The organism is Flavobacterium sp. UMI-01, from assembly GCF_019656315.1.
Classification (GTDB): Bacteria; Bacteroidota; Bacteroidia; order Flavobacteriales; family Flavobacteriaceae; genus Flavobacterium.
On the sequence record NZ_BPLU01000007.1, the window covers coordinates 95,435 to 121,170 of the forward strand.

The 25,736-nt window shown below is 35.1% G+C and carries 20 protein-coding genes; 10 read left to right on the forward strand and 10 right to left on the reverse strand.

What is annotated here, in order from left to right:
* Positions 1–39: 39 nt before the first annotated feature.
* Together K5R64_RS03695 and K5R64_RS03700 are read right to left on the reverse strand one after the other, a co-directional pair.
* The gene (locus tag K5R64_RS03695; protein ID WP_220761017.1) at positions 40–510 is read right to left on the reverse strand and encodes a methylated-DNA--[protein]-cysteine S-methyltransferase; all 471 of its coding nucleotides are present in this window, start codon (positions 508–510) and stop codon (positions 40–42) included.
* A gap of 167 nt (positions 511–677) precedes the next feature.
* Positions 678–1,574: a LysR family transcriptional regulator gene (locus tag K5R64_RS03700; protein WP_220761019.1), complete on the reverse strand. Its 897-nt coding sequence runs from the start codon at positions 1,572–1,574 to the stop codon at positions 678–680.
* Between the two features lie 90 nt (positions 1,575–1,664).
* On the opposite strand from K5R64_RS03700, the gene K5R64_RS03705 reads away from it, so the two are divergent.
* Complete coding sequence (locus K5R64_RS03705; protein ID WP_220761021.1) at positions 1,665–2,372, forward strand: class I SAM-dependent methyltransferase; 708 nt, start codon at positions 1,665–1,667, stop codon at positions 2,370–2,372.
* A gap of 222 nt (positions 2,373–2,594) precedes the next feature.
* Positions 2,595–3,824 carry a cation:proton antiporter gene (locus K5R64_RS03710; RefSeq protein WP_220761023.1) on the forward strand — a complete coding sequence of 410 codons (1,230 nt, stop codon included), beginning with the start codon at positions 2,595–2,597 and terminating at the stop codon, positions 3,822–3,824.
* A 49-nt stretch (positions 3,825–3,873) separates the two neighbouring features.
* On the opposite strand, the gene sufD is transcribed toward K5R64_RS03710, so the two are convergent.
* From sufD to K5R64_RS03730, 4 genes are all read right to left on the reverse strand, one after another.
* Positions 3,874–5,190 (reverse strand): Fe-S cluster assembly protein SufD, encoded by a 1,317-nt coding sequence (gene sufD, locus K5R64_RS03715; protein WP_220761026.1) that lies wholly within the window; start codon positions 5,188–5,190, stop codon positions 3,874–3,876.
* An 83-nt stretch (positions 5,191–5,273) separates the two neighbouring features.
* Positions 5,274–6,026 (reverse strand): Fe-S cluster assembly ATPase SufC, encoded by a 753-nt coding sequence (gene sufC / locus K5R64_RS03720; protein WP_220761028.1) that lies wholly within the window; start codon positions 6,024–6,026, stop codon positions 5,274–5,276.
* 62 nt (positions 6,027–6,088) lie between these two features.
* Entirely contained in the window at positions 6,089–7,537 is a 1,449-nt protein-coding gene (gene sufB, locus K5R64_RS03725; RefSeq protein WP_220761030.1) for a Fe-S cluster assembly protein SufB, read from the reverse strand.
* A gap of 105 nt (positions 7,538–7,642) precedes the next feature.
* A complete protein-coding gene (locus K5R64_RS03730) occupies positions 7,643–7,972 on the reverse strand; it encodes an iron-sulfur cluster assembly accessory protein (RefSeq protein ID WP_220761032.1) in 330 nt (109 codons plus the stop codon).
* Positions 7,973–8,184: 212 nt separating this feature from the next.
* Between K5R64_RS03730 and K5R64_RS03735 the strand changes: the two genes are divergently transcribed.
* The 5 genes from K5R64_RS03735 (at position 8,185) to K5R64_RS03755 (ending at position 15,066) form a co-directional block, all read left to right on the forward strand.
* A complete protein-coding gene (locus tag K5R64_RS03735; protein ID WP_220761034.1) occupies positions 8,185–9,144 on the forward strand; it encodes a YjgN family protein in 960 nt (319 codons plus the stop codon).
* 5 nt (positions 9,145–9,149) lie between these two features.
* Entirely contained in the window at positions 9,150–10,217 is a 1,068-nt protein-coding gene (locus K5R64_RS03740) for a M48 family metallopeptidase (RefSeq protein ID WP_220761036.1), read from the forward strand.
* 266 nt (positions 10,218–10,483) lie between these two features.
* On the forward strand, positions 10,484–11,344 hold the full coding sequence (locus K5R64_RS03745; RefSeq protein ID WP_220761039.1) for an MBL fold metallo-hydrolase: 861 nt from the start codon (positions 10,484–10,486) through the stop codon (positions 11,342–11,344).
* Between the two features lie 70 nt (positions 11,345–11,414).
* A complete protein-coding gene (locus K5R64_RS03750; protein ID WP_220761041.1) occupies positions 11,415–13,037 on the forward strand; it encodes a S8 family peptidase in 1,623 nt (540 codons plus the stop codon).
* Positions 13,038–13,191: 154 nt separating this feature from the next.
* On the forward strand, positions 13,192–15,066 hold the full coding sequence (locus K5R64_RS03755) for a M1 family metallopeptidase (protein ID WP_220761043.1): 1,875 nt from the start codon (positions 13,192–13,194) through the stop codon (positions 15,064–15,066).
* Between the two features lie 80 nt (positions 15,067–15,146).
* Here the strand turns inward: K5R64_RS03755 and K5R64_RS03760 are convergent, their stop codons facing one another.
* Positions 15,147–16,199, reverse strand: a complete 1,053-nt coding sequence (locus tag K5R64_RS03760; protein WP_220761045.1) for a T9SS type A sorting domain-containing protein — start codon at positions 16,197–16,199, stop codon at positions 15,147–15,149.
* A 217-nt stretch (positions 16,200–16,416) separates the two neighbouring features.
* On the opposite strand from K5R64_RS03760, the gene K5R64_RS03765 reads away from it, so the two are divergent.
* The 3 genes from K5R64_RS03765 (at position 16,417) to mfd (ending at position 21,898) form a co-directional block, all read left to right on the forward strand.
* Entirely contained in the window at positions 16,417–17,559 is a 1,143-nt protein-coding gene (locus K5R64_RS03765) for a geranylgeranyl reductase family protein (protein ID WP_220761047.1), read from the forward strand.
* A 291-nt stretch (positions 17,560–17,850) separates the two neighbouring features.
* Positions 17,851–18,450, forward strand: a complete 600-nt coding sequence (locus tag K5R64_RS03770; protein WP_220761049.1) for a hypothetical protein — start codon at positions 17,851–17,853, stop codon at positions 18,448–18,450.
* A 37-nt stretch (positions 18,451–18,487) separates the two neighbouring features.
* Positions 18,488–21,898, forward strand: a complete 3,411-nt coding sequence (mfd, locus tag K5R64_RS03775; RefSeq protein WP_220761265.1) for a transcription-repair coupling factor — start codon at positions 18,488–18,490, stop codon at positions 21,896–21,898.
* A 280-nt stretch (positions 21,899–22,178) separates the two neighbouring features.
* On the opposite strand, the gene K5R64_RS03780 is transcribed toward mfd, so the two are convergent.
* The 3 genes from K5R64_RS03780 to K5R64_RS03790 form a co-directional block, all read right to left on the reverse strand.
* Positions 22,179–23,480: a murein hydrolase activator EnvC gene (locus tag K5R64_RS03780; RefSeq protein WP_255580292.1), complete on the reverse strand. Its 1,302-nt coding sequence runs from the start codon at positions 23,478–23,480 to the stop codon at positions 22,179–22,181.
* A gap of 61 nt (positions 23,481–23,541) precedes the next feature.
* The gene (locus K5R64_RS03785) at positions 23,542–24,345 is read right to left on the reverse strand and encodes a DUF4292 domain-containing protein (RefSeq protein WP_220761053.1); all 804 of its coding nucleotides are present in this window, start codon (positions 24,343–24,345) and stop codon (positions 23,542–23,544) included.
* Positions 24,345–25,694: a lipopolysaccharide assembly protein LapB gene (locus tag K5R64_RS03790; protein WP_220761055.1), complete on the reverse strand. Its 1,350-nt coding sequence runs from the start codon at positions 25,692–25,694 to the stop codon at positions 24,345–24,347. Before K5R64_RS03790 ends, K5R64_RS03785 begins: the two co-directional genes overlap by 1 nt.
* Positions 25,695–25,736: the final 42 nt, after the last annotated feature.

Genomic DNA, 25,736 nt, shown 5'->3' on the forward strand with positions numbered 1-25,736 from the left:
TTTTGTACGAATTTAAAGAAAATATATTTTGTATGATGATTAAAATAAACTTTGTTGCGTGGTTGGATTTTCGTGTTCCAATAACCATTTTTTTCGCCACAAACCACCAGCATACCCCGTGAGCGAACCGTCTGTCCCAATGACTCTATGGCAAGGCACTACAATCCATAAAGGATTTTTACCGTTGGCAGAAGCTACAGCCCGTATGGCTTTGACATCTCCTAATTTTTTGGATAAATCCAAATAACTGATAGTCTGCCCGTAAGGAATTTCGATTAAAGCTTGCCAAACTTTTTGTTGAAAATCAGTTCCCTGTGGATTGCGTTTAAAATTGAAATGGGTTCGATTCCCTTCAAAATACTCTTTAATTTGGGTTACTGCTTCTTGTAAAATCACAGGAATTTCGCCACTTTCTACACCTTCGTCTGCGATGGAAATTTTGCTTACGCCATTTTCATCGCCCATAATTGTTGCAATTCCTAAAGGTGTTGTAAAAGAAGTGATTTCCATAGCTTTTTTATTAAAAGGCAAATTACAGAAAGTTTTGGTTTAATGAGGCTAAGAAATGATAATCGTTTGCCAGGAATTCACCAATGAACTTGTGTTTTGTAAAAATAAGCAGAAATATGAATTTGAGATCGTAAGGTTACGATTGGTATTTTGGTTTCTTATTAAAGTTATTGATCGAATGAATAAGGAACCTCTTTTTCTAAAAAGGCAATGGCTTTTTGAGTAATTTCAGATGGATGTTCTTTTGGTGATGCCAATAAAATATCGGTAAAGAGTTGCATTGATTTTAATTCGAAACTTCCTAATTCAGGAAACAAATAATTTCTCAAAACAGATGTTGGCACAATGGAAACTCCTAATCCATTCTTGACTAATTGTATAATGGAAGAAACATTGTTAGTTTCATGAACCACTTTTGGCGAAAAGCCATAAAAGGCACATATTTGAAGTAAATTCTCGTAGTACTGAGGGGCATAATCTTTGTTAAAAAACACAAAAGTACTTTCGCTCAAACTAGGAATATCTGTTTCTGTTGCTAGGTGATAATGGTTTGTATTGTACACCAAGGAAAAACTGTCTTTGAACCACAATTGCGAACTAATTTTAGGAGAATGTAATGGCGCTCTGATAATGCCCAAATCAATTTTTCCAGCTTCTAAGGCTGCAATTTGTTTGATTGTAGGTACTTCATACAATCTAAAATTCACATAGGGATATTCTGTAGATAAGAATTCAATTAAATTAGAAATAGCACCTGAGAAAGTCGAGCTCACATAAGCGATTCTGAATTCCCCGCTTTGATTGTTACTTATTTTTTGGGTTGTGGTATTGATGCGTTCGAGATTTTGAATCAATTCCTGAATCTCATTTTGATAATATTTTCCAGCATCGGTGAGTGCTACACGCTTGTTATTTCGAACAAAAAGCGTTGCTCCCAATTCGGTTTCTAATTCTTTAATCTGACGACTCAAAGGCGGTTGTGAAATACATAATTTATCAGCAGCTCGCACAAAACTTAGTTCCTCAGCTAATTTGAGAAAATATTTCAAATGACGCAATTCCATAAATACCTATTAAGTATTAATAATTGACAAAATAAGCATTTTTGAGTCATATATAAAAATTTTAGGTTTGTAAAACAAAAAATAGAAATCATGAAAAAATCAACTGTAACCGAAATCCAACAACGCTTTGACAATGAAGTAGAACGATTCTCCAACTTAGACACAGGCCAAGTAGCAACCATGGATGCTGTTGTAAGTTTAGAATTGATAACCGCAACTGCTAAAATGGTAACACCTAAAGCAAAAAACATTTTGGATTTAGGTTGTGGAGCTGGAAATTATACTTTAAAAATGCTTTCAAAAGTGCCTGATTTGAATTGCACTTTGATTGATTTGAGCCAAAAGATGTTGGACAAAGCCCAACAACGTGTAGCGTGTGTAACTAAAGGAACCGTTGAGACTATCCAAGGTGACATTCGCGAAATAACGTTGCCCAATAATCAATATGATATTATTTTAGCAGGAGCCGTTTTGCATCATTTACGAGAGGAAACTGAATGGGAAATGGTATTTCAAAAATTATATGATAGCTTAACAGTGGGTGGTTGTTTCTTTATTTCGGATTTAATAACACAAGACCATCAAGGCGTCAATCAATTGATTTGGGAAAATTATAGTGACTACTTAAGGCAACAAGGCGGTAAGGAGTACCAACAAAAAGTATTTGCTTATATCGAAAAAGAAGATACTCCAAGGTCTATGACTTATCAATTAGACTTAATGAAAAAAGTGGGGTTTGCAAGTGTTGAAATTTTACATAAAAACGCTTGTTTTGGGGCTTTTGGTGGTATTAAGTAAAATAAGCAACTAACGAAATTATATTTAAGTACCCAAGTGCATTTTTTCTTCTTATAAAACATCCCTAATTAATTGGGAAAAAGGAAAAAATTCAATTCCTTTTTCCCAATTGTAGTTACTTAACAAAAAAAAAGCTAACTTTATGAGATAACTCATTAATTCACAGCATCATCCCGTACTTTTCAAAGCAGAATTGGAAACTACTTAGCAAAAAAGTAACTTATGGAAACTTCATTAATAATAATTTTATTTGGTGTATTTATTTTTTGGGGACACTATCTCAATGGGGTTTTCGAAAAAAAAGGCATTCCTGATGTACTGGGATTAATGTTGATAGGTATCCTTATTGGGCCAATACTTCAGCTTGTTGACCCCAACAGTTTTGGTCAATTTGGTTCTTTGTTCAGCAATTTTGTTTTGATTTTTATTTTGTTTGAAAGTGGTACAGATTTGCGGATTTCAGAAATAAAAGAATGTTTTAGGGAATCTGCCAGCATTACTTTTTTTGGATTTTTAAGCACCTGTATTGCCTTGTGTTTGTTATGTGTATACGTATTTCATTTGCCCTTAATGACCAGTATATTCATTGGCGCTACAATGGGAGGCACCTCATCAGCAGTAGTTGTAGGGCTGATTAAAAAAATAGCTGTTCATCCAAAAACTGCTACAACTTTGATAATTGAATCCGCAGAATCCGATGTTTTTACGCTAGCCATCCCGTTAAGTATTATAGGTTTTATGACTACTGGAATCATTGAACCCAATATGATTGCGTCTCAACTTATCGCTTCGTTACTCTTAGCTCTTTTAATTGGTGTTTTTGGCGCGTTTCTTTGGTCTTTTATTCTGAATAAGATACCTAAGTTCAAAAGCACTAAATTTTCCACACCTGCCTTCTTATTTATTTTATATGGAATTACCGAATATTTGAATTTTAGTGGTGCTCTTACAGCACTTTCGTTTGGTATTTCCATTGGAAATCTTCGTTATTTGGAACCAAAAATCATCGCTGATTATGTTCCCAATCAACGCATTGTTTTACCACAGAGTGAAAAAAATTTTTTTAGCGAAATTGTTTTTTTTCTACGTACTTTTTTCTTTGTTTTTATTGGCTTGAGTATTAAAATTCAAAATATTGATTTGATATTTTGGGGAGCAACTTTTACATTGGTATTGTTTTTTGTTCGCTTATTTGTGGTCAAATTTACGGTAGCCAAAGAAACGCCTTTACTAGACAAATCCGTTATGACAACCATGATTCCTAAAGGATTAGGCTCCGCGGTGATTGCTACCTTACCTCTTCAAAAAGGATTGCCCGATGGTGAAATCATTCAATCCCTTTGTTTTTCTATTATTTTATTTAGCACTTTATTTTGCGTTCTGTTTTTCTTTTTAATCAAAACCAAAATTAGCCTTCCGTTTTACACCTATTTCTTTAAAATTGGACAATAAAAAACCCGATTACAACTGCAATCGGGTCATTTATTTATGATTAAATGAATTACAAATCAAATCCTAATTTCACTCCTAACTTATTAGCGATAATTTTAGTAATACGTTGTTTTAATTCTGGAATTTTAATACCCTCAATAACTGCATTAGAAAAGGCATACATCAATAAAGCTTTGGCCTCTTTTTTAGGAATACCACGTTGTTGCATATAGAACAAAGCCGTTTCGTCTAATTGTCCTACGGTACAACCGTGCGAACATTTTACATCATCAGCAAAGATTTCTAACTGTGGCTTGGCATTAATAGTTGCTTTGTCACTCAACAAGATGTTATTGCTTTTTTGGAAGGCATTGGTTTTTTGTGCTTCTTTCTCAACAAATACTTTTCCGTTGAAAACTCCAGTAGAACGATCAGAGAAAATTCCTTTATAATCTTGAAAACTCTCGCAATTAGGTTGCGCATGGTTGACAAGTGTATAATGATCTACGTGTTGTTTCTCACCAATGATTGTAATTCCGTTCAAGGTACTTGTTAAATTTTCTCCGAAATGGTAAAAATTCAAATTGTTACGAGTTAAGTTTCCACCAAAAGAAAACGTATGTACATAAACATGACTTTCTTTTTGTTGTGAAACATAAGTGTTATCAATTAGATTAGCTTCGCTAGCATCGTTTTGAATTTTGTAATAATCCACAATGGCACGTTTTTGTGCAAAAATCTCTGTAACAGCATTGGTCAACACGGGATTTTCGGTCAAACTTTGATGACGCTCAATAATTTGAACATGAGAATTTTCACCCACAACAATCAAATTTCGAGGTTGTACCATCAAAGCCGCTTCATTTCCTGTAGAGAAATACATGATTTCGATAGGCTTATCAGCTACTTTACTTTTTGGAATATTGATATACGCACCTTCATTTGCAAAAGCGGTATTCAAGGAAGTTAAACTTTCCTCTTTACTGGCAATTTTATTAAAATAAGAATCAATTACCATTTTGTATTTAGGTTTGTTTAATGCCGAAGACATCAAGCAAACATCGATTCCGTCATGAGTTGTTGAAGACAAATTGGAACTAAACACTCCGTCAATAAACACTACTTTGTAAGTATCTATTTCGTGCAAAAAGTATTTTTTTACTTCTTTAAATTCGATTGCGGCTTCACTTTTTGGGAATACCGTAAAGTCATTTTTTAAGATGGCGTTTAACGAAGTGTATTTCCAAGACTCTTCTTTTTTAGTTGGGAATCCTTTATTTTCAAAGTTTTTTATAGCCGAAGTTCTCACGTCATGCAATTCTGAATGCACATCGACACGCTCTTCAAATGCCATAAAAGACGATATTAATTTTTCTTTTAAATCCATTTTATATAGTTTGTTTAAAGTTTAAGGTTTAAAAGTTTAAAGTTATCTTGTGGTAACTTTAAACTTTAAACTTTAAACAAAAATTATGCTTCTTGCTCTTGTTTAATCCAGTCGTAACCTCTTTCTTCAAGTTCGTGAGCCAATGTCGCGTCACCTGATTTTACAATTTTACCATTCATTAAAACATGTACGTAATCTGGTACGATGTAATCTAACAATCTTTGGTAGTGTGTAATTACAACTACTGCATTTTTATCGCTTTTCAACTTATTTACACCATTTGCCACAACACGTAGTGCATCAATATCTAATCCTGAATCTGTTTCATCAAGAATAGCTACTTTAGGTTCCAACATTGCCATTTGGAAAATCTCATTACGTTTTTTCTCTCCTCCTGAAAAACCTTCATTTAAAGAACGAGAAAGGAATTTGCGGTCAATTTCTAGTAATTCTGATTTCTCACGAATTAATTTCAACATGTCACTTGCTGGCATTTCTTCTTCTCCCTTGGCTTTACGAGATTCATTAATAGCAGCTCTCATAAAATTAGTTACTGAAACTCCCGGGATTTCTACTGGGTATTGAAAAGAAAGGAAAACTCCTTTATGTGCTCTTTCCTCAGGTGCTAAATCAGCTAAGTCTTCCCCGTCTAAAAAAACATCTCCTTCAGTTACTTCATAATTTTCATTTCCGGCAATTACAGCAGACAATGTACTTTTACCAGCACCATTAGGTCCCATAATTGCATGGATTTCTCCTGCTTTAACCTCAAGGTTAATTCCTTTTAATATTTCTTTGTCACCTATTGAGGCGTGTAGATTTTTTATGCTTAACATTTGTTTTATTTTTTAAACCATTAAGGTATTAAGATTCATCAAGTTTTATTTTGGAAAAGGAATTAACCCACACTTCCTTCAAGCGAAATTTCTAGTAATTTTTGAGCTTCAACAGCAAATTCCATTGGTAACTTATTCAATACATCTTTACTGAAACCGTTTACGATTAAAGCGATAGCTTTCTCTGTTGGAATTCCACGTTGGTTACAATAGAAAACTTGGTCTTCACCAATTTTACTTGTTGTTGCTTCGTGTTCTATTTTGGCTGTTGGGTTTTTACTTTCGATATATGGAAAAGTATGCGCTCCACAATTGTTCCCCATTAATAATGAGTCGCATTGAGAGAAGTTACGAGCATTTTCGGCTCTTGGACTAATTTGTACTAATCCTCTATAACTGTTTTGTGATTTTCCTGCTGAGATACCTTTAGAAATGATGGTCGATTTGGTGTTTTTACCCAAGTGAATCATCTTAGTTCCAGTATCGGCTTGTTGGTAATTGTTAGTAACCGCAATTGAATAAAATTCACCAATCGAGTTATCTCCTTTTAACACACAAGACGGATATTTCCATGTAACCGCTGAACCTGTTTCTACTTGAGTCCAAGAAATTTTAGCGTTAGTTTCACACAAACCTCTTTTGGTTACAAAATTATAAACCCCACCTTTTCCTTCTTTGTTTCCAGGAAACCAGTTTTGAACGGTTGAATATTTAATTTCGGCATCGTCAAGTGCAATTAATTCGACTACTGCAGCGTGCAATTGGTTTTCATCACGAGAAGGAGCTGTACAACCTTCAAGGTAAGAGACATAACTTCCTTCATCTGCAATTACTAAGGTTCTTTCGAACTGTCCTGTTCCTGCTTGGTTGATACGGAAATAAGTTGAAAGTTCCATAGGGCATTTTACGCCTTTTGGAATGTAACAAAAAGACCCATCTGAAAAAACAGCTGAGTTCAAAGCAGCATAAAAATTATCTCTTTGAGGAACTACTGTTCCAAGGTATTTACGAACTAATTCTGGATGTTCTTTGATGGCTTCAGAGATACTCATGAATATTATCCCTTTTTCTCCTAATGTTTTTTGGAAAGTAGTAGCTACTGAAACAGAATCCACTACAATATCCATCGCCACATTATTCATCATTTTTTGCTCATCTACAGAAATTCCTAACTTTTTATACATTTCCAAAAGTTCAGGATCTACATCATCCAACGTTTTGTTAGGATCTACTTTCTTAGGAGCTGAATAATACGAAATCGCCTGGAAATCAGGTTTTGCATAACGTACATTTGCCCACTCTGGCTCAGTCATTTCTTGCCAAGCTCTAAAGGCTTCGATGCGCCAGTCAGTCATCCATTCTGGCTCTCCTTTTTTATGAGAAATAGCACGAACAATTTCTTCATTTAACCCCACAGGAAACGTCTCCGAATCCAATTCTGTATAAAAACCGTATTCGTACTCTTTATTTTCTAATTCGACTTTTAAGTCGTCTTCTGTATATTTGCTCATATTGTCCCCCTAGCCCCCGAAGGGAAACTCCTATTAGGGGTAAATAGGATTTTAATTAATTATGTTTTTAGTAATGGTATTTTTCCTTATTATAATTGTAAGGAATTATAGCGAAAATGACTCTCCACATCCACAGGTTCTAGTTGCATTTGGATTATTAAACACAAATCCTTTACCGTTCAAACCTCCTGAAAATTCCAAAATCGTTCCTGCTAAATACAAGAAAGATTTTTTCTCAACAGCAATAGTAATCTCGTTATCAACAAAAATCTTATCGTCTTCACCTTTATTTTTGTCAAATTTTAAATCATACGACAAGCCCGAACAGCCTCCGCTTTTCACCCCTACTCTTACATAGTCTGTTGCAGCGTCAAAGCCATCTTCTTTCATCAAGTCGATGATTTTCTTTTTAGCAGAATCAGAAACCTTTATCATGTGCTTATTTTTTAAGAACCAATTAGCAGTATTTCGCCACCAAATTGATATTGTCTAAACTAACTGCAAAGATAGTACATAAAAACGGTAAAGTACAATAGATAACATTTTTATAACTAATCTGTCTATAGAAATTATTTATTCTGTTTTATTTAGTAAATAAAATAGCATATTTTTATACGAAATTTTTTAATCAAAAACGGAAACTATTTATGGAAAACTATCTAGACAAAAAGCAAAACTACCAGCTTGATTTCAATGGAAAAGGATGTGACTTCTTTGGAATCGTAATTGTAAATTGGTTATTAACCATTATCACTTTGGGAATTTATTATCCTTGGGCAAAAGCCAAACAACTTCGATTTATTTATAGCGCAACTTCACTAAATGGAGATTCATTTTCATTTCATGGTACTGGAAAAGAGATGTTTAAAGGTTTTATTAAAGCGATTGCAATTTTTGGAACGCTGTACGGTTTACTGTTTTTGTTTATAAAACTACAAATGCCTTTTGTGGGAGCAATTCTTTTTTACTTGGGATTTTTAGCTATTCTCCCTATTGCTATTCACGGTTCGTATCGCTATAGAATGTCTCGTACTTCATGGAGAGGAATTCGTTTTGGCTATAGAGGAGACCGAACAGAGTTTGTTAAATTGTTTTTAAAATGGCTAGGATTAACCATTATCACATTAGGCATTTACGGCTCTTGGATGGCCATCAATATGCGTAGTTATTTATTAGGAAATGTACGTTTTGGGGATGCTGAATTTGACTATGACGGTGATGGAAGTGATTATTTTATGTTGAATCTTAAAGGCTATATTTTAAGCATTTTTACCTTGGGAATATACCTATTTTGGTGGCAAAAAGAGTTATTCGAATATTATGTGAATAACTTAAGTGTGACTAAAGAAAATGAGAAAATAGAATTCACCTCAACCGCAACTGGGGGTAATTTTTTTAGTTTAGCAATGGTAAATATTTTGATTTTGATTTTCACTTTAGGATTGGGCTATGCTTGGGTAGCCATGCGTACAATGAAATTTATATTTGAACATGTGGAACTCGAAGGAGACCTTGACTTAAACGCATTAGCACAAACAGAAGAAAATTACAAAGATGCTACTGGTGAAGATTTAAGCGATTTCTTAAACTTAGATGCCGTAATGTAAGTACTATGAAAAACAAAACAACCGCTGTTTTTTACGACGGAAATTCTTCGACACCTCACACTATTGAGGTGTCGATTGATATTTATAGAGAGACCATTATACTAGAATTAGCCCATGATGAAAGACAAATTTGGAAAATATCTAACATTGATTTTGACAAAAGAAACACTGGTTTGCATCTTGAGCACGGCACTGAAGTAATACAGCACCTTAAAATTGAAGATGCTGATTTTATAGAAACCATTCAAAATTTCAGAAAAGAAAAAGGTCATATCGGTTGGTACCAAAGGCTACTCGATTTAGGAATCAAAACACACCTTAGTATTGCGATTGGCATTTTGGTCATTATTGGACTTTGTTACATCTATGTTATTCCTTGGGTTGGCGAAAAAGCAGCAACTTTAATTCCTGAAGAATACGACAATCAATTAGGAAGTTCCGCATGGTTAGAAAACGATTATTTTGTAACGATTGATTCTTCTAAAACCAAAACATTAAATGCATTTGCTCAGGAATTAAATCTAAAAAACACTAAAAAATTAAAATTTACAGTTGTTCAATCAGATGAAATCAATGCTTTTGCAATGCCTGATGGAAACATCGTTGTATTTACAGGTATTATTAACGAAATGAAAAATTATGACGAACTCGTAGGCTTGCTGGGTCACGAAGCATCACATGTAAACAACCGCCATTCGATGAAAATGTTATGTAGAAGTTTGTCTGGATATTTATTTGTCTCCCTTATCTTAGGTGATGTCAATGGAGTAATGGCAATTATAGGCGACAATGTCAATAACCTACAATCGCTTTCCTTTTCACGAGAATTTGAACATCAAGCTGATACTGATGGTTACCAAATTTTAAAAACAAACAAAGTAAACCCTAAAGGCATGTCAAATCTTTTTCAGCGATTGCAAAAAAATAATTCTATTAACATTCCTGAATTTTTGAGTTCGCATCCTGTAACGGAAAACCGTATCGCTTCAATTGAAAAACACATAAAAAATGAAAAATACCCGTATGAGAACAATCCTCAATTAAAGAGTTTGTTTATAGAGTTGAAAAAGTAGAAATAGAAATACATATTTATTATTCTCAGATAGTTTGTCAGTCCATAGCAGTCTCACACAAATGACTTACAATAGTTTTTTTACTAGATTACGCATTGGAACACGGATGAAACGGATTAATACAGATTTTTTTAATAGTTTTAATAACATGAAATCTGCGGAAATCTGATTAAGCTACTTGACAACAGACAGGTCAGCGTTTAAAAAATTAATAAAATCCTAATGCGGATTTTGGGTTTAACTAATCCTTAAAATTATTTAACACAATGAAACTATACCCCATAGAAACTGGAAATTTTAAGCTCGATGGTGGCGCTATGTTTGGAGTCGTTCCCAAAACCATTTGGAACAAAACCAATCCCGCTGATGCTAACAACCAAATTGATATGGCCGCAAGATGCTTGCTCATTGAAGACGAAAACCGGTTGATTTTGATTGACACTGGAATGGGCAATAAACAATCCGAAAAGTTTTTTGGATATTATTCACTTTGGGGTTCTCATTCCATAGACACTTCGTTAGCCAAATACGGTTTTCATCGCGATGACATCACCGATGTTTTCTTAACACATTTGCATTTTGATCATTGTGGTGGATGTGTCAATTGGAACAAGGCCAAAACAGGTTATGAACCTGCTTTCAAAAATGCCAAATTTTGGACCAATGAAAACCATTGGCAATGGGCAACGGAGCCTAATCCTAGAGAGAAAGCCTCTTTTCTTTCCGAAAATATTTTACCTATGCAAGAAAGTGGACAATTGCATTTTATTCCAAAACCAAAATCGGATTTTGAAATTTCAAAAGAGCTAGGATTTGGGATTTTATACGTTGATGGTCATACTGAAAAACAAATGATTCCCCATATTCAATACCAAGATAAAACCATTGTTTTTTGTGCTGATTTACTGCCTACAGCAGGACATATCCCTATCCCGTATGTAATGGGTTATGATACGCGTCCGTTATTGACCATGCCTGAAAAAACACAATTTCTAAGTGCCGCCGCCGACAATAACTACTATTTGTTCTTGGAACACGATGCACATAACCAAATCATCACCGTTCAACATACCGAAAAAGGGGTTCGTTTAAACCAAGTATTTTCATGTGATGAAATCCTAAGATAGTGTTAACCCAGCCTTTCATTTAAAAAAAAGCTGTATTTTCGAAAACAATTTTAATTTTAATTCCAATGCTATGAATAGCTTAAAACCTCTTTTCATTTCTGCTTTTTCTGTTGTCATCCTTGCGGGTTGTGGTACTCAAAAACAAGCATTTAATTTCAGCAAATTTACGCCCATAACTGCACCTGTTAATGTCACCAAAAAATCGACTTTAAAAGACTCAGAGTTAAAACGATGGAGCCACCTTGACATTCAAAAAGACACCGTTCCTGGCATGAGTGTGGATAGAACCTATAACGAATTATTAAAAAACAAAGTAGGCACCAAAGTCATTGTAGGCGTTATTGATTCCGGAGTTGATATCGAACATGAAGATTTGAAAACAGTTATTTGGAACAACTCAAAAGAGATCGCGGGTAACGGAATTGATGATGACAAAAATGGATACACGGATGATGTACATGGATGGAATTTTCTTGGGGATATCATCAAAGAACACCTAGAATATGAAAGAATTGTAAACAATAAATCCCTAGTGGACGAAAAAACTTATCAAGAAGCCAAAGCGGAAAATGACAAAACAATTGCGGAGGCTACAATGAATAAATCAAGATACGATGAAATGCTAAGCGCATTAATTTCGGCTAACGAAACTGTGGCAAAAGCATTAAATAAAGACGTTTATACCTTAGAAGAGGTTAAAACTATAGAAACCAAAGACGAAAGTCTATCTAAAGCAAAAAATACTATTCAAAAGATGTTCTCATTTGGAATGTCAATTCCTAATTTGAAATCAGCATTGGAAAGTGAAATTGAAAAAGCCAATGAAACCCTCGAAGGTGTTACAAACTTTCAAAACTACCGTAAGGTTTTGGGCGATAATCCTAATGACATTACAGATACCAAATACGGTAATGCAAATGTAATGGGACCTGACAAAAAAGAAACCTTGCACGGCACACACGTGGCAGGAATCATAGGTCAAATACGCAGCAACAAATTAGGCGGAGACGGAATTGCTAATAATGTTGCCATCATGGCCATTCGTGCCGTTCCTGATGGAGATGAGTACGACAAAGACATAGCCTTGGCTATTCGTTATGCCGTGGACAATGGCGCCAAAGTAATCAACTGTAGTTTTGGAAAAGGATATTCTCCTCAAAAACATTGGGTATTTGACGCTATAAAATATGCCGCACAAAAAGACGTTTTGATTGTTCATGCTGCTGGAAATTCTTCAAAAAACATCGATTTCTTTGACAACTTCCCTAATGATTCTGAGGATAAAAAAACTGAAATAGCAGATAATGTACTTACTGTAGGTGCTTTGAACTTTGAATATGGAAAAAATATAGTCGCTAAATTTTCAAATATTGGAAAATCAAATGTGGACATCTTTGCTCCAGGTGTTCAAATCTATGCCAGTATCCCTGAAAACAATTATAAATATTTACAAGGAACCTCAATGGCTTCTCCTAATGCCGCAGGTGTAGCAGCATTAATTCGTTCCTATTTTCCTAAATTGACTGCTTCACAAGTTAAACAAATCATTATGAATTCAGGAGTAGCAATTGACACTAACGTTATTGTGGGTGGGAACCCTAAAGACATTCGCCCATTTTCGGATTTATCAAAAACTGGAAAAATGGTAAATGCCTACAATGCCTTTTTGATGGCAAACAAAATGGCGAAATAGTACCCGAAAATATTCACTAAAAGGGTGTCTGAAAAGGGCAAAAGTTATTCTTTTACATAGTATAAATAGCATTATCAATCATGAGATTTATACCATTGTTCAATGAGGATGACAAATAACTTTTTAGACATCCTTTTTTATTTTTTTTAAAACTATGACAAGAAAAATACACTTTTTGATGATGACACTTTTGTGTTGGACCCATTTTTTGGCACAAAATCATTCCTATTGGCAACAAAAAGCCCACTATAAAATGACCGTTTATATGGATGTCGAAAAATTTCGATACCAAGGAAGTCAAGAATTAATTTATACAAACAACTCACCTGATACACTCAAAAAAGTGTATTATCATCTGTACAACAATGCCTTTCAACCTGGTAGTGAAATGGATGCCCGACTGCAAACCATTAAAGACCCTGACGCTCGAATGATTCGAAAAGTCAAAGAAAATGGTACTGAGAGGAAGGAAAGTCGAATTCAAAAATTAACTCCAGATGAAATAGGATACCTCAACATTTCCAATTTCAAACAAGACGGAATGCAAACCACCACTAAAACTACTGGAACAATTTTGGAGGTTTTTTTGGAAAAGCCAATTCTTCCTCACACTTCCACCTCGTTTACTTTAAATTTTGAAGGTCAAGTACCTGTACAAATACGTCGTTCAGGTCGTAATAATGCCGAAGGTGTCGCTTTATCCATGTCGCAATGGTATCCTAAAATAGCCGAATTCGATTTTGAAGGCTGGCATGCCGATCCTTATATTGCGCGTGAATTTCACGGTGTTTGGAGTGATTTTGATGTAAAAATTACTCTTGACAAAAATTACACCATAGGAGGAACAGGCTATTTGCAAAATCCTAACGATATAGGTCATGGGTATCAAGAGGCTGGAACTAGTGTTTCATATCCTAAAAAAACCAAAACACTTACTTGGCATTTTATAGCTCCCATGGTGCATGATTTTACTTGGGCTGCTGACCCTAATTTTGCTCATGATGTAGTGAAAGGACCTAATGATGTTGATTTGCATTTTATTTACAAAAATGAATCCGAAACTGCTGAAAAATGGAAAAAATTACAGCCCATGATGGTCAAAGTAATGGAATTGTACAATCAAAAAATAGGACCTTACCCTTATAAACAATACTCATTCATTCAAGGGGGTGATGGCGGAATGGAATACGCTATGTGCACTTTAATTTTAGGAAATGGTACATTAGAAGGGATTTTTGGAACTGCAACACACGAATTAGGACATGCTTGGTTCCAACACCTATTGGCTTCCAATGAATCCAAACATCCCTGGATGGATGAAGGATTTACCACTTATATTGAAGACTGGGTTCTGAATGAATTAACCCAAAAAAAACAATCCAATCCATTTGAAGGGAATTACAAAGCTTATTACTTTTTGGTTAACTCAGGCAAAGAGCAACCGCTAACTACCCATAGTGACCGTTACGACGAAAACAGGTCATATAGCATTGCTTCCTATGTCAAAGGAAGTATATTCTTGTCCCAACTAGGTTATTTGATAGGAGAAAAAAATCTAGACCAGACACTCAAAAGATTTTATAATGAATTTAAATTCAAACATCCTACTCCCAATGACATCAAAAGAACCGCTGAAAGAGTATCTGGTGCCGAACTAGATTGGTATTTGACCGACTGGACACAAACCACTAACACCATTGATTATGGTATCAAAGCAGTTCTTGAAAACGAAAATACTACAACCGTACAACTTGAGCGCATTGGAAGGACCCCTATGCCAATTGATATTTTAATCGAATACACCGATGGCTCAAAAGAGAGTTACTATATTCCGTTGCGCATGATGTACTTTGAGAAAGAAAACCCAACTCCCGAAATCAAAAGGACGGTCTTAAAAGACTGGTCTTGGGCTGAATCTAAATATGTTTTTTCAATTCCAAAAACGAAAGCTGCGATTAAAAGAATCACTATCGACCCTAGTGGCTTAATGGCTGATGTGAAGCAGGAAAATAATATTTACAAGAACTAAAAAAAGCCCCATCAGAAATCATTCTAATGGGGCTTTTGCTGTTATTAGCACTAAATTTGAATTCTTATGACAATCTAAATTTATTCTTTGATGATTTTTGCAATCCCAGCATCTGTTACTAATAAATAAATACCGTTAGCTAAAGTTGATACATCAATACTTCCAGTAGCTTCCGTTTCTAATACAGTTGCTCCTGCAAGATTTACAATTTTATATTTTTTAGTCACCACATCTGAAGCAATGTTCAAGATAGAAGAAACTGGATTAGGACTTACATTTGCTGCAATTGAAGTTTTATTGAAATCCTTAACAGACAAAGTTCCCGCTTTTCCAATTTGTCCAAAATTAGTACCATCACTTTCAGCATAGCTCCATAATCTGTAAATATGAGAACCACCATCGTTAAGAACATTTGAGTTTATTGTCCAATTGGCAGGGTTATTGATTTTCGCTCTTAAGGAACTTGCAGTACCTACTAATTCCCCATTATAAACACCGTTTTGCATAGAAGAACTAAAAGGAAAAGTAATAGTAAAACCTTCTAAGGCTGTAGGTTTTGCGCAAAAAGAATTCGCTGTATTTGCTTTTATTTCTCCCCAATCAATTCCTGTTTTTATTCCAGTAATCCATGCTGTTGAGGCTCCATCAGTAGGTTCAGCAAAAGCACCTGAATGTTGATAAAAAAGAACCGAATCTCCATTAAATGAATTATTAGATAATAGATTAAAACCTGTTGTTGCACCTGATACAGCTGACTGCCTCGTTACAGTACCAACATTTGATGAAACATTATTGGTAACTCTCGTTACAGACTCACCTGTACCTAAAGTTAGAATGGTTCCAAAAGGAATGGCGTTTGTAGCAGTCCATGTATAGACATCATCAACTCCATAAGATCCACTAAAACCCGTTTGAGCAGATAGCCATGAACGGTTTGAAATATTAATAACAGTTCCAGCTTCAATGTCTTTCAATAAAATAAAGGCAATAGCACCTTGATTTGTATTAACCGCTTTATAGCCTACAATTGCAATATCTCCCGCTGTTAAGGTTGTTTGTGCCATTAATGGTGTACTAGAAAACCCCATAAGTGCTAGCAATAAACCTATTTTTTTAAGTAATTGTTTTTTCATTTCTTTAGAATTAAAATTAATAATGGTAAAGGTATTTGGAATCCAAATTCATAAATTACTCAATACTAACCATAACCAAATCAAAATTACCTTCTTTTTAAAACCTTAAACTACAACCTCTTATACCCTACACCTCCATCAGCGGATTCTTTCTAATTATATTTCAACACCCTCCTTTTGATTCTTAAAAAAATAAATTAGTTTTGGAAAAAAAAGAATGAAATCATTTGATGTAGCTATCGTTGGGAGTGGACCCGCAGGCGCTTCGGCAGCGTTTGAATTGTCAAAATCTGGTATTTCGACAGTCATTATAGAAAAAGAAAACTTACCCAGATACAAAACCTGTGGTGGCGGATTTGTTTTTCGAGGACGAAAAAACATGCCTTTTGATATAGCCTCAGTGGTTGAAAAAGAATTTCATTCCATCGACACTTATTTTTCTAAAAAACAACCACACCTCACTACTACAAGAGACCAACCCATCATTACAATGGTGATGCGTGATGCTTTTGACAATTTAATAGTCGAAAAAGCCAAAGAAAATGGAGTCACTTTATTGCAAAACCACAAAGTTGAAAACATCACTTTTGGCAACACGCAAATTTTACACACCTCCGATGGGGACATTGAAGCTAAATTTATTATTGCAGCTGATGGTGCATTGAGTCCGATTGCCAAAATTGCGGGCTGGAACGAAACAAGAACTATCATCCCTGCTTTAGAATACGAAATTGAAGTTCCAAAAGCCGATTTTGAACGATTATCACAAAACGTGCGTTTTGATATCGATGCTATTCCGTATGGGTATGGCTGGTGTTTCCCTAAAAAAAATCACCTTTCGGTTGGCGTTGGCGTTTTTACAAAGACCACTAAAAAAATCAACCTCAAAGAGCATTATGCTGCCTATTTACAAACATTAGGCATAACCGAAATTCTAAGTGAGGCAGCTCATGGTTTTGTGATTCCTGTAACTGCAAGAACGGATGTTTTTGTACAAAAAAATGTATTCTTGACTGGTGATGCTGCTGGATTGGCTGATCCACTGGTAGCTGAAGGAATTTCAAATGCTATTTTAAGCGGAGTTCATGCCGCACAAGCCATAATTGAAAGCAACCTTGACTCGGAAAAAGCAGCCGCATTATACACAGCAAAATTAGAGGAAACTATTTTACCTGAAATACGCATTGGAGCCAAATTGGCTCATCTTTTTTACCACCAATCAACCTTTAGAAATATTATCCTTAAGAAATACGGTCAATTTGTTGCCGAAGCCATGACAGATCTTTTTATGGGTGAACGCACCTACCCTACGGATTACAAAGCCAGCATTCGTCGAAAAATAAAAGAAGTTATTTTTTAATTCATCAACTATCAGTGGCGGTCTGAAAAGCAAAACCCTCCGATTACTTCTCATAGTCGTTTGGATTTTTCTTTACAGACCGCATTTTTATGAATTTCGTCCCTATTTCAAAGGATTGTTTTCAATTGATGGGTTATTCCCAAAATTCTCCTAGCGATTCTAACACATTTAAATCACTAAAGGTTCTGCTTTTTAACCTAATATAAAACAGTTTTTCATCTGAATACTAAGTGTAGAATTCCTAAAACAACAATTTAGTTTGTAACTTTGCGCTTCTTTTTAAACCGAAATATGAAAAACATCTTATCTTGTTTACTCTATATCCTAGTTTTTTGTTTTTCTTGCCAAGATAACAACCAAAAAAGATTGGCCGAAAACAAAAAAGAAATGGCTCGAAAAGAACTCCTATTTTCAACTATTGAAAAAGGATGGGTTTTTTACGATACTCCTATCAATGAAACCGCTGAAACCAGTATAAAAACTTGGACTGAACTGCGTATGTTTTTAGAAGAATTAGCCAAAAAACCGAAGAAAACTCTCGGGGCTTTCCAACAAAAAGCTTCTGTTTTGTCCAAAACGGTGATGAATTTGAATAACAACATTCCTCTTGAATTTGACAAACCCCAAATTAAAAGTCGAATAGCCGTGGTAATCACCAAGGTGCGCATGATGGATTTATACATTCATTTAGATAAAATTCCCGCCGAAAAAGTGGTGCAATTAATCAGTGAAATCAACCGAGAATTAGCTACGCTTCAAAGAGAAATGGATAAAACGGTTGAAAAAAACAAAATCCCTCTCGAAGAAGGTGAAACCGAATTAAAACAAATGCTAGACAGCACCAGAGCCATTCCTACTACTGGTCCAAACAATGTAATTACAATTGAGTAAATCTAACTTATATAAATCCTATGAGCATTTGCCCAAAATGGTGCAAATCGCACAACTTTTACAAGAAAAAAAAGGACTAAAACTGCAACTGAAAGGGTTGCTAGGTTCTTCTATTTCTTTTACTATCCAATCGCTGTTCAAGAAAACCTCTTTACCATTTTTAATAGTATTGGATAATAAAGAAGAGGCTGCTTATTTCTTGAATGATTTAGAACAAATGGTAGGCGAACCTGATGTATTGTTTTATCCTGCCTCTTACCGCCGTCCGTATCAACCAGATGAAATTGATAATGCCAATGTTTTATTGCGTGCCGAGGTGCTTAACCGCATCAACTCTCGTCAAAAACCTGCTATTATTGTCAGTTATCCTGAAGCTTTATCTGAAAAAGTGGTCACTCGTAAGGATTTGGACAAAAACACCTTAAAAGTAAGTGTAGGCGACAAAATCTCAATTGACTTTATCAATGAAGTACTATTTGAATACGAATTCAAACGAGTAGATTTTATCACTGAACCCGGAGAATTTTCTGTTCGTGGTGGAATTGTGGATGTGTTTTCTTTTTCCAATGACAATCCTTACCGAATCGAATTTTTTGGAAACGAAGTAGATAGCATTCGAACCTTTGACGTAGCGACACAACTTTCGATAGAAAAACAAACTAAGATTACTATTATTCCCAATGTAGAGAATAGAGTATTTCAGGAAAATAGGGCTTCTTTTCTAGATTATATTTCAGATAACACGGTTTTAATTTTACAAAACACCGAAGGTTTATTGGTACAACTCGACAAGCAATTTGCCAAAGCCGAAGAAGCATTTAAAAAATTATCCAAAGAAATCAAACGAGCAACTCCAGAAGACTTGTTCTTGAATCAGAAGGAATTTATCAAACGGGCATTGGATTTTTCGATTGTCGAATTGGCTACCAAACCTATTTTTAAAGTCACTGAAAAATTTGAATTCCACATACAACCGCAACCTTCGTTTAACAAACAATTTGACTTGTTACTGAATAATTTAAGTGAGAATCATTTCAATGGCATCACCAATTATTTGTTTTGTTCCAATGACAATCAGGCCAAACGTTTTCATGATATTTTTGAAACTGTTCTAGACGAAAATTTCAAAAAAAACAACAATAGCGACAAGACGGTTCTTGACCACCAATTGCAAACATTAAAATTGGGTTCAAAAACCTTAGACGAAACCAATTCAGAGAACATCCGCAAGCAATACAACACGGTAGTTTTACCTTTGTACCAAGGCTTTATTGATACCGAAAATCAAATTGCCTGTTATACCGATCATCAAATTTTTGAGCGTTACCACAAGTTCAACCTTAAAAACGGGTATTCAAAAAAACAAACCATTACCTTAAAAGAACTCACTGCCTTGACCGTGGGGGATTATGTTACCCATATTGATCACGGAATTGGGAAATTTGGCGGTTTACAAAAAATACAAGTAGAAGGCAAAACACAAGAAGCCATCAAGCTCGTGTATGCTGACAATGACATTGTGTATGTGAGCATCCATTCGCTACATAAAATTTCTAAATACAACGGCAAAGACGGTGCTCCTCCAAAAATTTACAAACTGGGCTCGAATGCTTGGAAAGTTTTAAAACAAAAAACCAAAGCCAGAGTCAAACACATTGCGTTCAATTTGATTCAATTGTATGCCAAAAGACGTTTGGACAAAGGATTTGCCTTTGCACCAGATAGTTATTTGCAAAACGAATTAGAGAGTTCGTTTATTTACGAAGACACTCCTGATCAATACAAATCGACACAAGAAGTCAAAGCTGATATGGAAAGTGACCGACCTATGGATCGATTGGTTTGTGGGGATGTTGGTTTTGGAAAAACTGAGGTGGCCATTCGTGCTGCTTTCAAAGCAGTGGACAATAGCAAACAAGTAGCTGTACTGGTTCCCACAACCATTTTGGCATACCAACATTACCGCACCTTTAGCGAACGATTAAAGGATATGCCTGTCAATATTGGCTACCTGAACCGTTTTAGAACTGCTAAACAAAAAACAGAAACCCTCAAACAACTCGCCGAAGGGAAACTGGATATCATCATTGGAACACATCAATTAGTCAATAAAAATGTTGTTTTTAAAGACTTAGGTTTGTTGATTGTGGATGAAGAACAAAAGTTTGGAGTGAACGTCAAAGACAAACTAAAAACCATCGCTGCTAATGTGGACACGCTTACCTTGACCGCAACTCCAATCCCGAGAACATTACAATTCTCCTTGATGGCGGCAAGAGATTTATCTGTAATAACTACGCCTCCACCCAACCGTTATCCTATTGAAACCAATGTGGTAGGCTTTAACGAAGAAATTATCCGTGATGCTATTTCGTATGAAATTCAGCGTAACGGTCAGGTATATTTTATCAACAACCGCATCGAAAACATCAAAGAAATTGCGGGTATGATTCAACGATTGGTTCCCAATGCCAAAGTAGGAATCGGTCACGGACAAATGGACGGTAAAAAACTAGAAGAACTCATGTTGGCCTTTATGAACGGTGAATTTGATGTACTTGTTGCTACTACCATTATCGAAAGCGGACTGGATGTACCTAATGCCAATACAATTTTCATCAACAATGCTAATAACTTTGGACTTTCGGACTTGCATCAAATGCGGGGTCGTGTGGGACGAAGCAACAAAAAAGCCTTTTGCTATTTTATATGCCCACCTTACTCAGCCATGACCGATGATGCCCGTAAGCGTATTCAGGCTTTGGAACAATTTAACGAACTCGGAAGCGGTTTTAATATTGCCATGAAAGATTTGGAAATTCGTGGTGCAGGTGATTTATTGGGAGGAGAACAAAGTGGTTTCATTAACGAAATTGGATTTGATACGTACCAAAAAATTATGAACGAGGCCATTGAAGAGTTGAAAGAAAACGAATTCAAAGACCTATATCCCGAAGAAAACGACATCGAAACCAAAGAATACGTCAAAGACCTTCAAATAGACACCGATTTTGAGCTTCTTTTCCCTGATGAGTATATCAACAACATCACAGAGCGTTTAAGCCTTTATAACGAACTAAACAGCGTTAAAACGGAAGCAGAACTCCAAGAGTATGAAACCAAACTTATTGACCGTTTTGGTCCCTTGCCTAAACAAGCAGTAGCCTTATTGAACAGCATCCGAATTAAATGGATTGCTACCCAAGTAGGAATTGAAAAACTGGTGATGAAACAAGGTAAAATGGTGGGTTATTTTGTTTCTGACCAACAATCCGATTTTTACCAATCCAATCGCTTTATGGCTGTAATGCAGTTTGTTCAGCAACAATCCGCCTTATGTCGCATGAAAGAAAAACAAACCAAAAACGGATTGCGCTTGTTGCTCACCTTTGAAAATGTGAAATCCATTAAAAAAGCATTGGAGTTAATGGAATTATTTAAAAGATAAACCCGTTGGGTGAAATTAATCTAAAGTTATTTAAACCAACTTGTTAGTCTGAGCTGAGCCTGCCCTGAGCTTGTCAAAGGGTCGAAGACTTCATATAGGATACATTTCGACAAGCTCAAAGTGACAATAGGTATAAAATTAACCATTAAATTAATTTCACCCAACGAGTTAAAAGATAAATAGTTTCACCCCAATTTACTGCGTAATTTGGGATTAAGACTAAATTTTATTGATAAAAATGATTAACCTTTGACTCTTACCCTTTATACTCAAAAATCAATTACATATTAGCCAACCATCCTTGTGGATTAGTATACGTTGTATTTTGTAACAACAAGAATTTAATTACCGTTTTACCTGTTTCACTACTAGTTCTTACGCGACCTAAATTTTGTTTGATACTTACTTTATCTCCTTTACTCACTGAAACCGTGCTTAGATTTTGATAAACGGTAAAATAGTCTCCATGCTGAATCATCACCGCTTTATTTACAGGAGACAATATCATAACACTGGCCACTTCTCCACCAAAAACCGCTCGGGCATTTGCACCTTCTTCGGTGGTAATTTCGACTCCACTATTATGAACGACAAGCGTGTTGTAAATGGGATGTGCCTGATTACCATAGCCCAGAGAAACAAAACCTTTTTCAACTGGCCAAGGTAGTTTTCCTCTATTAGCTCTAAAATTATCGGCGACTATCTTAGCTTCAGGCGTCAACTCAATTCTAGAAGAAGAAACCTCTGTTCTTGTAACGGGTTCTTTTTCTTCTACAACAGGGGCCGTAGTGGTTTTCTTAGATGATTTAGTTGATTTAGAAGCGTTTTCAGCAGCAGCGGCTTTAGCTTCGGCTAGTGCTCTTGCTTTCTCAGCAGCAGCCTTTCTGTTGGCCTCAGCAATGGCTTCACGAACTAAACGATCAATTTGACGATCAATATTTTTAGATTCGCTTTGTTTTTTACGAATATCTGAAACAATTCTATTTTTATCTTTTTTAATTTCTTTTACCAGTTTCTCTTGCTCTATTCTTTCTTTTTCAAGCAATTGACGCTCTTTTTGATTTTCCTCTAACAACTTTTGTTTGGCTATTTTTTGCTCATTCAATTTTTTGTTAACCGCAACCAATTCTAAGGATTTTCCTTTGATTTCTTCTCCTTGTGCTTTTCTAAAATTGGTATATTGTTTTAAATATTGAACACGTTTAAACGCTTGTAAAAAATTCTCGGAAGACAAAATAAACATGGCTCGACTTTGCTCAGAACGGCTCTTGTAAGACTGAACGATTTTCTTAGCATAGTCTTCTTTAAGCGCTAAAAGTTCTTTATTCAGCTGATTGATTTTCAATTGATTCAAATAAATATCATCAGCCAAAAGCTTGGTTTGTTTGGTCGTGGTACTGATTAGGTTTTCTTTCAACCTAATTTTATTTTTTTGAATCAAATAAACATTCATTGCAGACTTTTCCTTGGATTGAACAGATTTTAACATCTTTTCATTATCCTTAATTTCTCTCTGAATTTGAGCCTTACGCTGCTCTAACTTTTCTTGTTGAGAAGATTGACTCCACAGAAGGGAAGTCATGCAAATGAAAACTAGGCTTAGAAAAAACTTTGGCATCTTAAAAATAGATTTTGGTGCAAATTTAATTAATTATAATTCTTTTATACCCATTTGGAACACTATATGGAAAAGAAAGTGACTGATTAAAATTAATATCTTCGTATTCTAAATTAATGTCTGTTTTTCCTTTTTCTTGAATAGCCTCAATATGAACTTGTTTTGGTAACATATTTTTATCAAAAGCTGTAAAATTTCCGTACTTAATTTCAATTTTTCTTCCTTTATCCGTTTGGATAACTTGTTGTTTACGAACCTTAAAATTAGCCGCATCAATATAAAACGTTTTGTGGGTCGTATTATTGGCTTTATCCACCAATTGATAAGCTAATGCATCGAGTGTTTGAAGGTATTTGCCTTTTCTAAGGTCATCCAGAGACTCCCCTAATAACATATTTTGTATTTTATTGTAATCCAAATCAGTCCCTAACCACTGACTTAAACCGCTAAAATCTCCTTCAAAATAGGTTCCTTTTACTTTTTCATAATAGCTGACCTTATCAGGTGTTATAGACGCTTTGGCCATGGTTATTCCAAGAAACCGAAGGCTTACCAAAATTTGTTCATCTTTTTTGATACGAATTTCAGCGGCTAAATTTTGAGTTTGACTACCATTATCAAAACGCACATTTGATTTGATATAAATCGTAGAAAAATCTGTTTTTACATCATAGTGTTTTCCAATGATTTCATTCGTTTTTAATTCTTCTGAAGGAGCAGTTGCGTTGTTTTGAATTAATGCTTGTTTGGATTTACAAGACCCAAGAAACAAAGCACTCGCCATGACTAAAAACACAATTCCTTTTTTTACTATCACTGTTGTTTGCATTATTTTGTTTTTAATAATTGATTGGCTTTGGAAAAATGAAACTCTTTTTTAGCAACATCACCAAGCCCGTTAAAGGCCTCTCCGAGCTGAATATTAAAATTGATTTCTAAAGCCCGGTCATCTACTACAAAATCCATACCCATTTCAAGCACCTCCTTGGCATTTTTAAATTTTTGAAGCTGGTTGTACCCCAAGCCTGAAAAATAGTAAAATTGAGGCTGATTAGGATAAAAATCGATTAAGTTTGACGCTTTTTTAACTACTGCTTCATATTGTTTGGCCTCAGCATACACTTGAAGCAATAACACATTGGTTTCAAGCTCTAAGGTTTCCGTTTTGGAATTGGCTAATTCGTAGTATTTAATTGCTTTGTTCCATTCTTTTTTGGAATGATAAAATTTGCCCAACTCCTTTGCTACATTTACTTCGGTATCTTGGTCAAAATAACCCACCGCTGTTTCTAAGGCATTTGCATATTGTGGATTGGAATTGACAAAAATTAAAAATTCATTCAGCACACGGTGCTTGATTTTGGAATCAATTTTGGCACTAGCCAATACCATGTTCATCGCTTTAACGGCTTTGTCGCCTTCGTTATTTTCTAAATGAAATTTAAACAAACTCACCTGAGCCCACTCTGATGAAGGAATTTCCTTTTCAAGTTGTTGGGCGGTAGCAATGACTTTCTCAATATCATTATTCTTAGAATATAAATAAATTAGAGAAATATAATTAGCCTCTTCCTTAGGATATTTTTGAATTTGTTCAATTAGGTTTTGAATTTCTGCATTTTGGTATTTGCCTTGTGACAAAATTTGAATTTTGTATGACTCTCTACGGTCTGATTTGCCTACCGTTTCATTTAATTCGTTTATCAACGCCAATGCTTTATCAAACTGTGCAGTATTCATGTACAAGGAAGTTAAATCTTCTTTGAATTTAGAGTCAAACACAATTAACTTCTCAATGGTAGCAATGGCACCTACATAATCTTTGGTTGCATAATTTACATCGTAAATACCAATCCAAAACCACTTGTTTGTGGGATCGATTTGGGTGGCTTTTTCAAAAGAACTTAGAGCATTTCTATAATTTTTTAGAGACAAATAATTTTTACCTAACTCAAAATAAACTGTGGCATTTTGTGGTTCAATTTTTAGGCATTTCTCCAAAGACACAATGGCTTTGTCGTAATTTTCGATTCCTTTTTGTTTTAAAGCCTCAAAAAAATAATCTTGAAATAAGTCCTGTTGAGTCGGTTTATAATCCATTTCCGTTTGAGCCACGGCAAAGGGTGTATTGCCCAGCAAAACGATAAATAAAAGCATTAAAACCCATTGACGTACCATTCTCAAAATGAATTACAACTTTAAAAAACAAAGTTCAAAAAG

Bases quoted from the DNA above. Each gene is read 5' to 3' on its own strand.
- K5R64_RS03695 (WP_220761017.1), bottom strand. From the start codon at position 510: ATGGAAATCACTTCTTTTACAACACCTTTAGGAATTGCAACAATTATG.
- K5R64_RS03700 (WP_220761019.1), bottom strand. From the start codon at position 1,574: ATGGAATTGCGTCATTTGAAATATTTTCTCAAATTAGCTGAGGAACTA.
- K5R64_RS03705 (WP_220761021.1), top strand. From the start codon at position 1,665: ATGAAAAAATCAACTGTAACCGAAATCCAACAACGCTTTGACAATGAA.
- K5R64_RS03710 (WP_220761023.1), top strand. From the start codon at position 2,595: ATGGAAACTTCATTAATAATAATTTTATTTGGTGTATTTATTTTTTGG.
- sufD (WP_220761026.1), bottom strand. From the start codon at position 5,190: ATGGATTTAAAAGAAAAATTAATATCGTCTTTTATGGCATTTGAAGAG.
- sufC (WP_220761028.1), bottom strand. From the start codon at position 6,026: ATGTTAAGCATAAAAAATCTACACGCCTCAATAGGTGACAAAGAAATA.
- sufB (WP_220761030.1), bottom strand. From the start codon at position 7,537: ATGAGCAAATATACAGAAGACGACTTAAAAGTCGAATTAGAAAATAAA.
- K5R64_RS03730 (WP_220761032.1), bottom strand. From the start codon at position 7,972: ATGATAAAGGTTTCTGATTCTGCTAAAAAGAAAATCATCGACTTGATG.
- K5R64_RS03735 (WP_220761034.1), top strand. From the start codon at position 8,185: ATGGAAAACTATCTAGACAAAAAGCAAAACTACCAGCTTGATTTCAAT.
- K5R64_RS03740 (WP_220761036.1), top strand. From the start codon at position 9,150: ATGAAAAACAAAACAACCGCTGTTTTTTACGACGGAAATTCTTCGACA.
- K5R64_RS03745 (WP_220761039.1), top strand. From the start codon at position 10,484: ATGAAACTATACCCCATAGAAACTGGAAATTTTAAGCTCGATGGTGGC.
- K5R64_RS03750 (WP_220761041.1), top strand. From the start codon at position 11,415: ATGAATAGCTTAAAACCTCTTTTCATTTCTGCTTTTTCTGTTGTCATC.
- K5R64_RS03755 (WP_220761043.1), top strand. From the start codon at position 13,192: ATGACAAGAAAAATACACTTTTTGATGATGACACTTTTGTGTTGGACC.
- K5R64_RS03760 (WP_220761045.1), bottom strand. From the start codon at position 16,199: ATGAAAAAACAATTACTTAAAAAAATAGGTTTATTGCTAGCACTTATG.
- K5R64_RS03765 (WP_220761047.1), top strand. From the start codon at position 16,417: ATGAAATCATTTGATGTAGCTATCGTTGGGAGTGGACCCGCAGGCGCT.
- K5R64_RS03770 (WP_220761049.1), top strand. From the start codon at position 17,851: ATGAAAAACATCTTATCTTGTTTACTCTATATCCTAGTTTTTTGTTTT.
- mfd (WP_220761265.1), top strand. From the start codon at position 18,488: ATGGTGCAAATCGCACAACTTTTACAAGAAAAAAAAGGACTAAAACTG.
- K5R64_RS03780 (WP_255580292.1), bottom strand. From the start codon at position 23,480: ATGACTTCCCTTCTGTGGAGTCAATCTTCTCAACAAGAAAAGTTAGAG.
- K5R64_RS03785 (WP_220761053.1), bottom strand. From the start codon at position 24,345: ATGCAAACAACAGTGATAGTAAAAAAAGGAATTGTGTTTTTAGTCATG.
- K5R64_RS03790 (WP_220761055.1), bottom strand. From the start codon at position 25,694: ATGGTACGTCAATGGGTTTTAATGCTTTTATTTATCGTTTTGCTGGGC.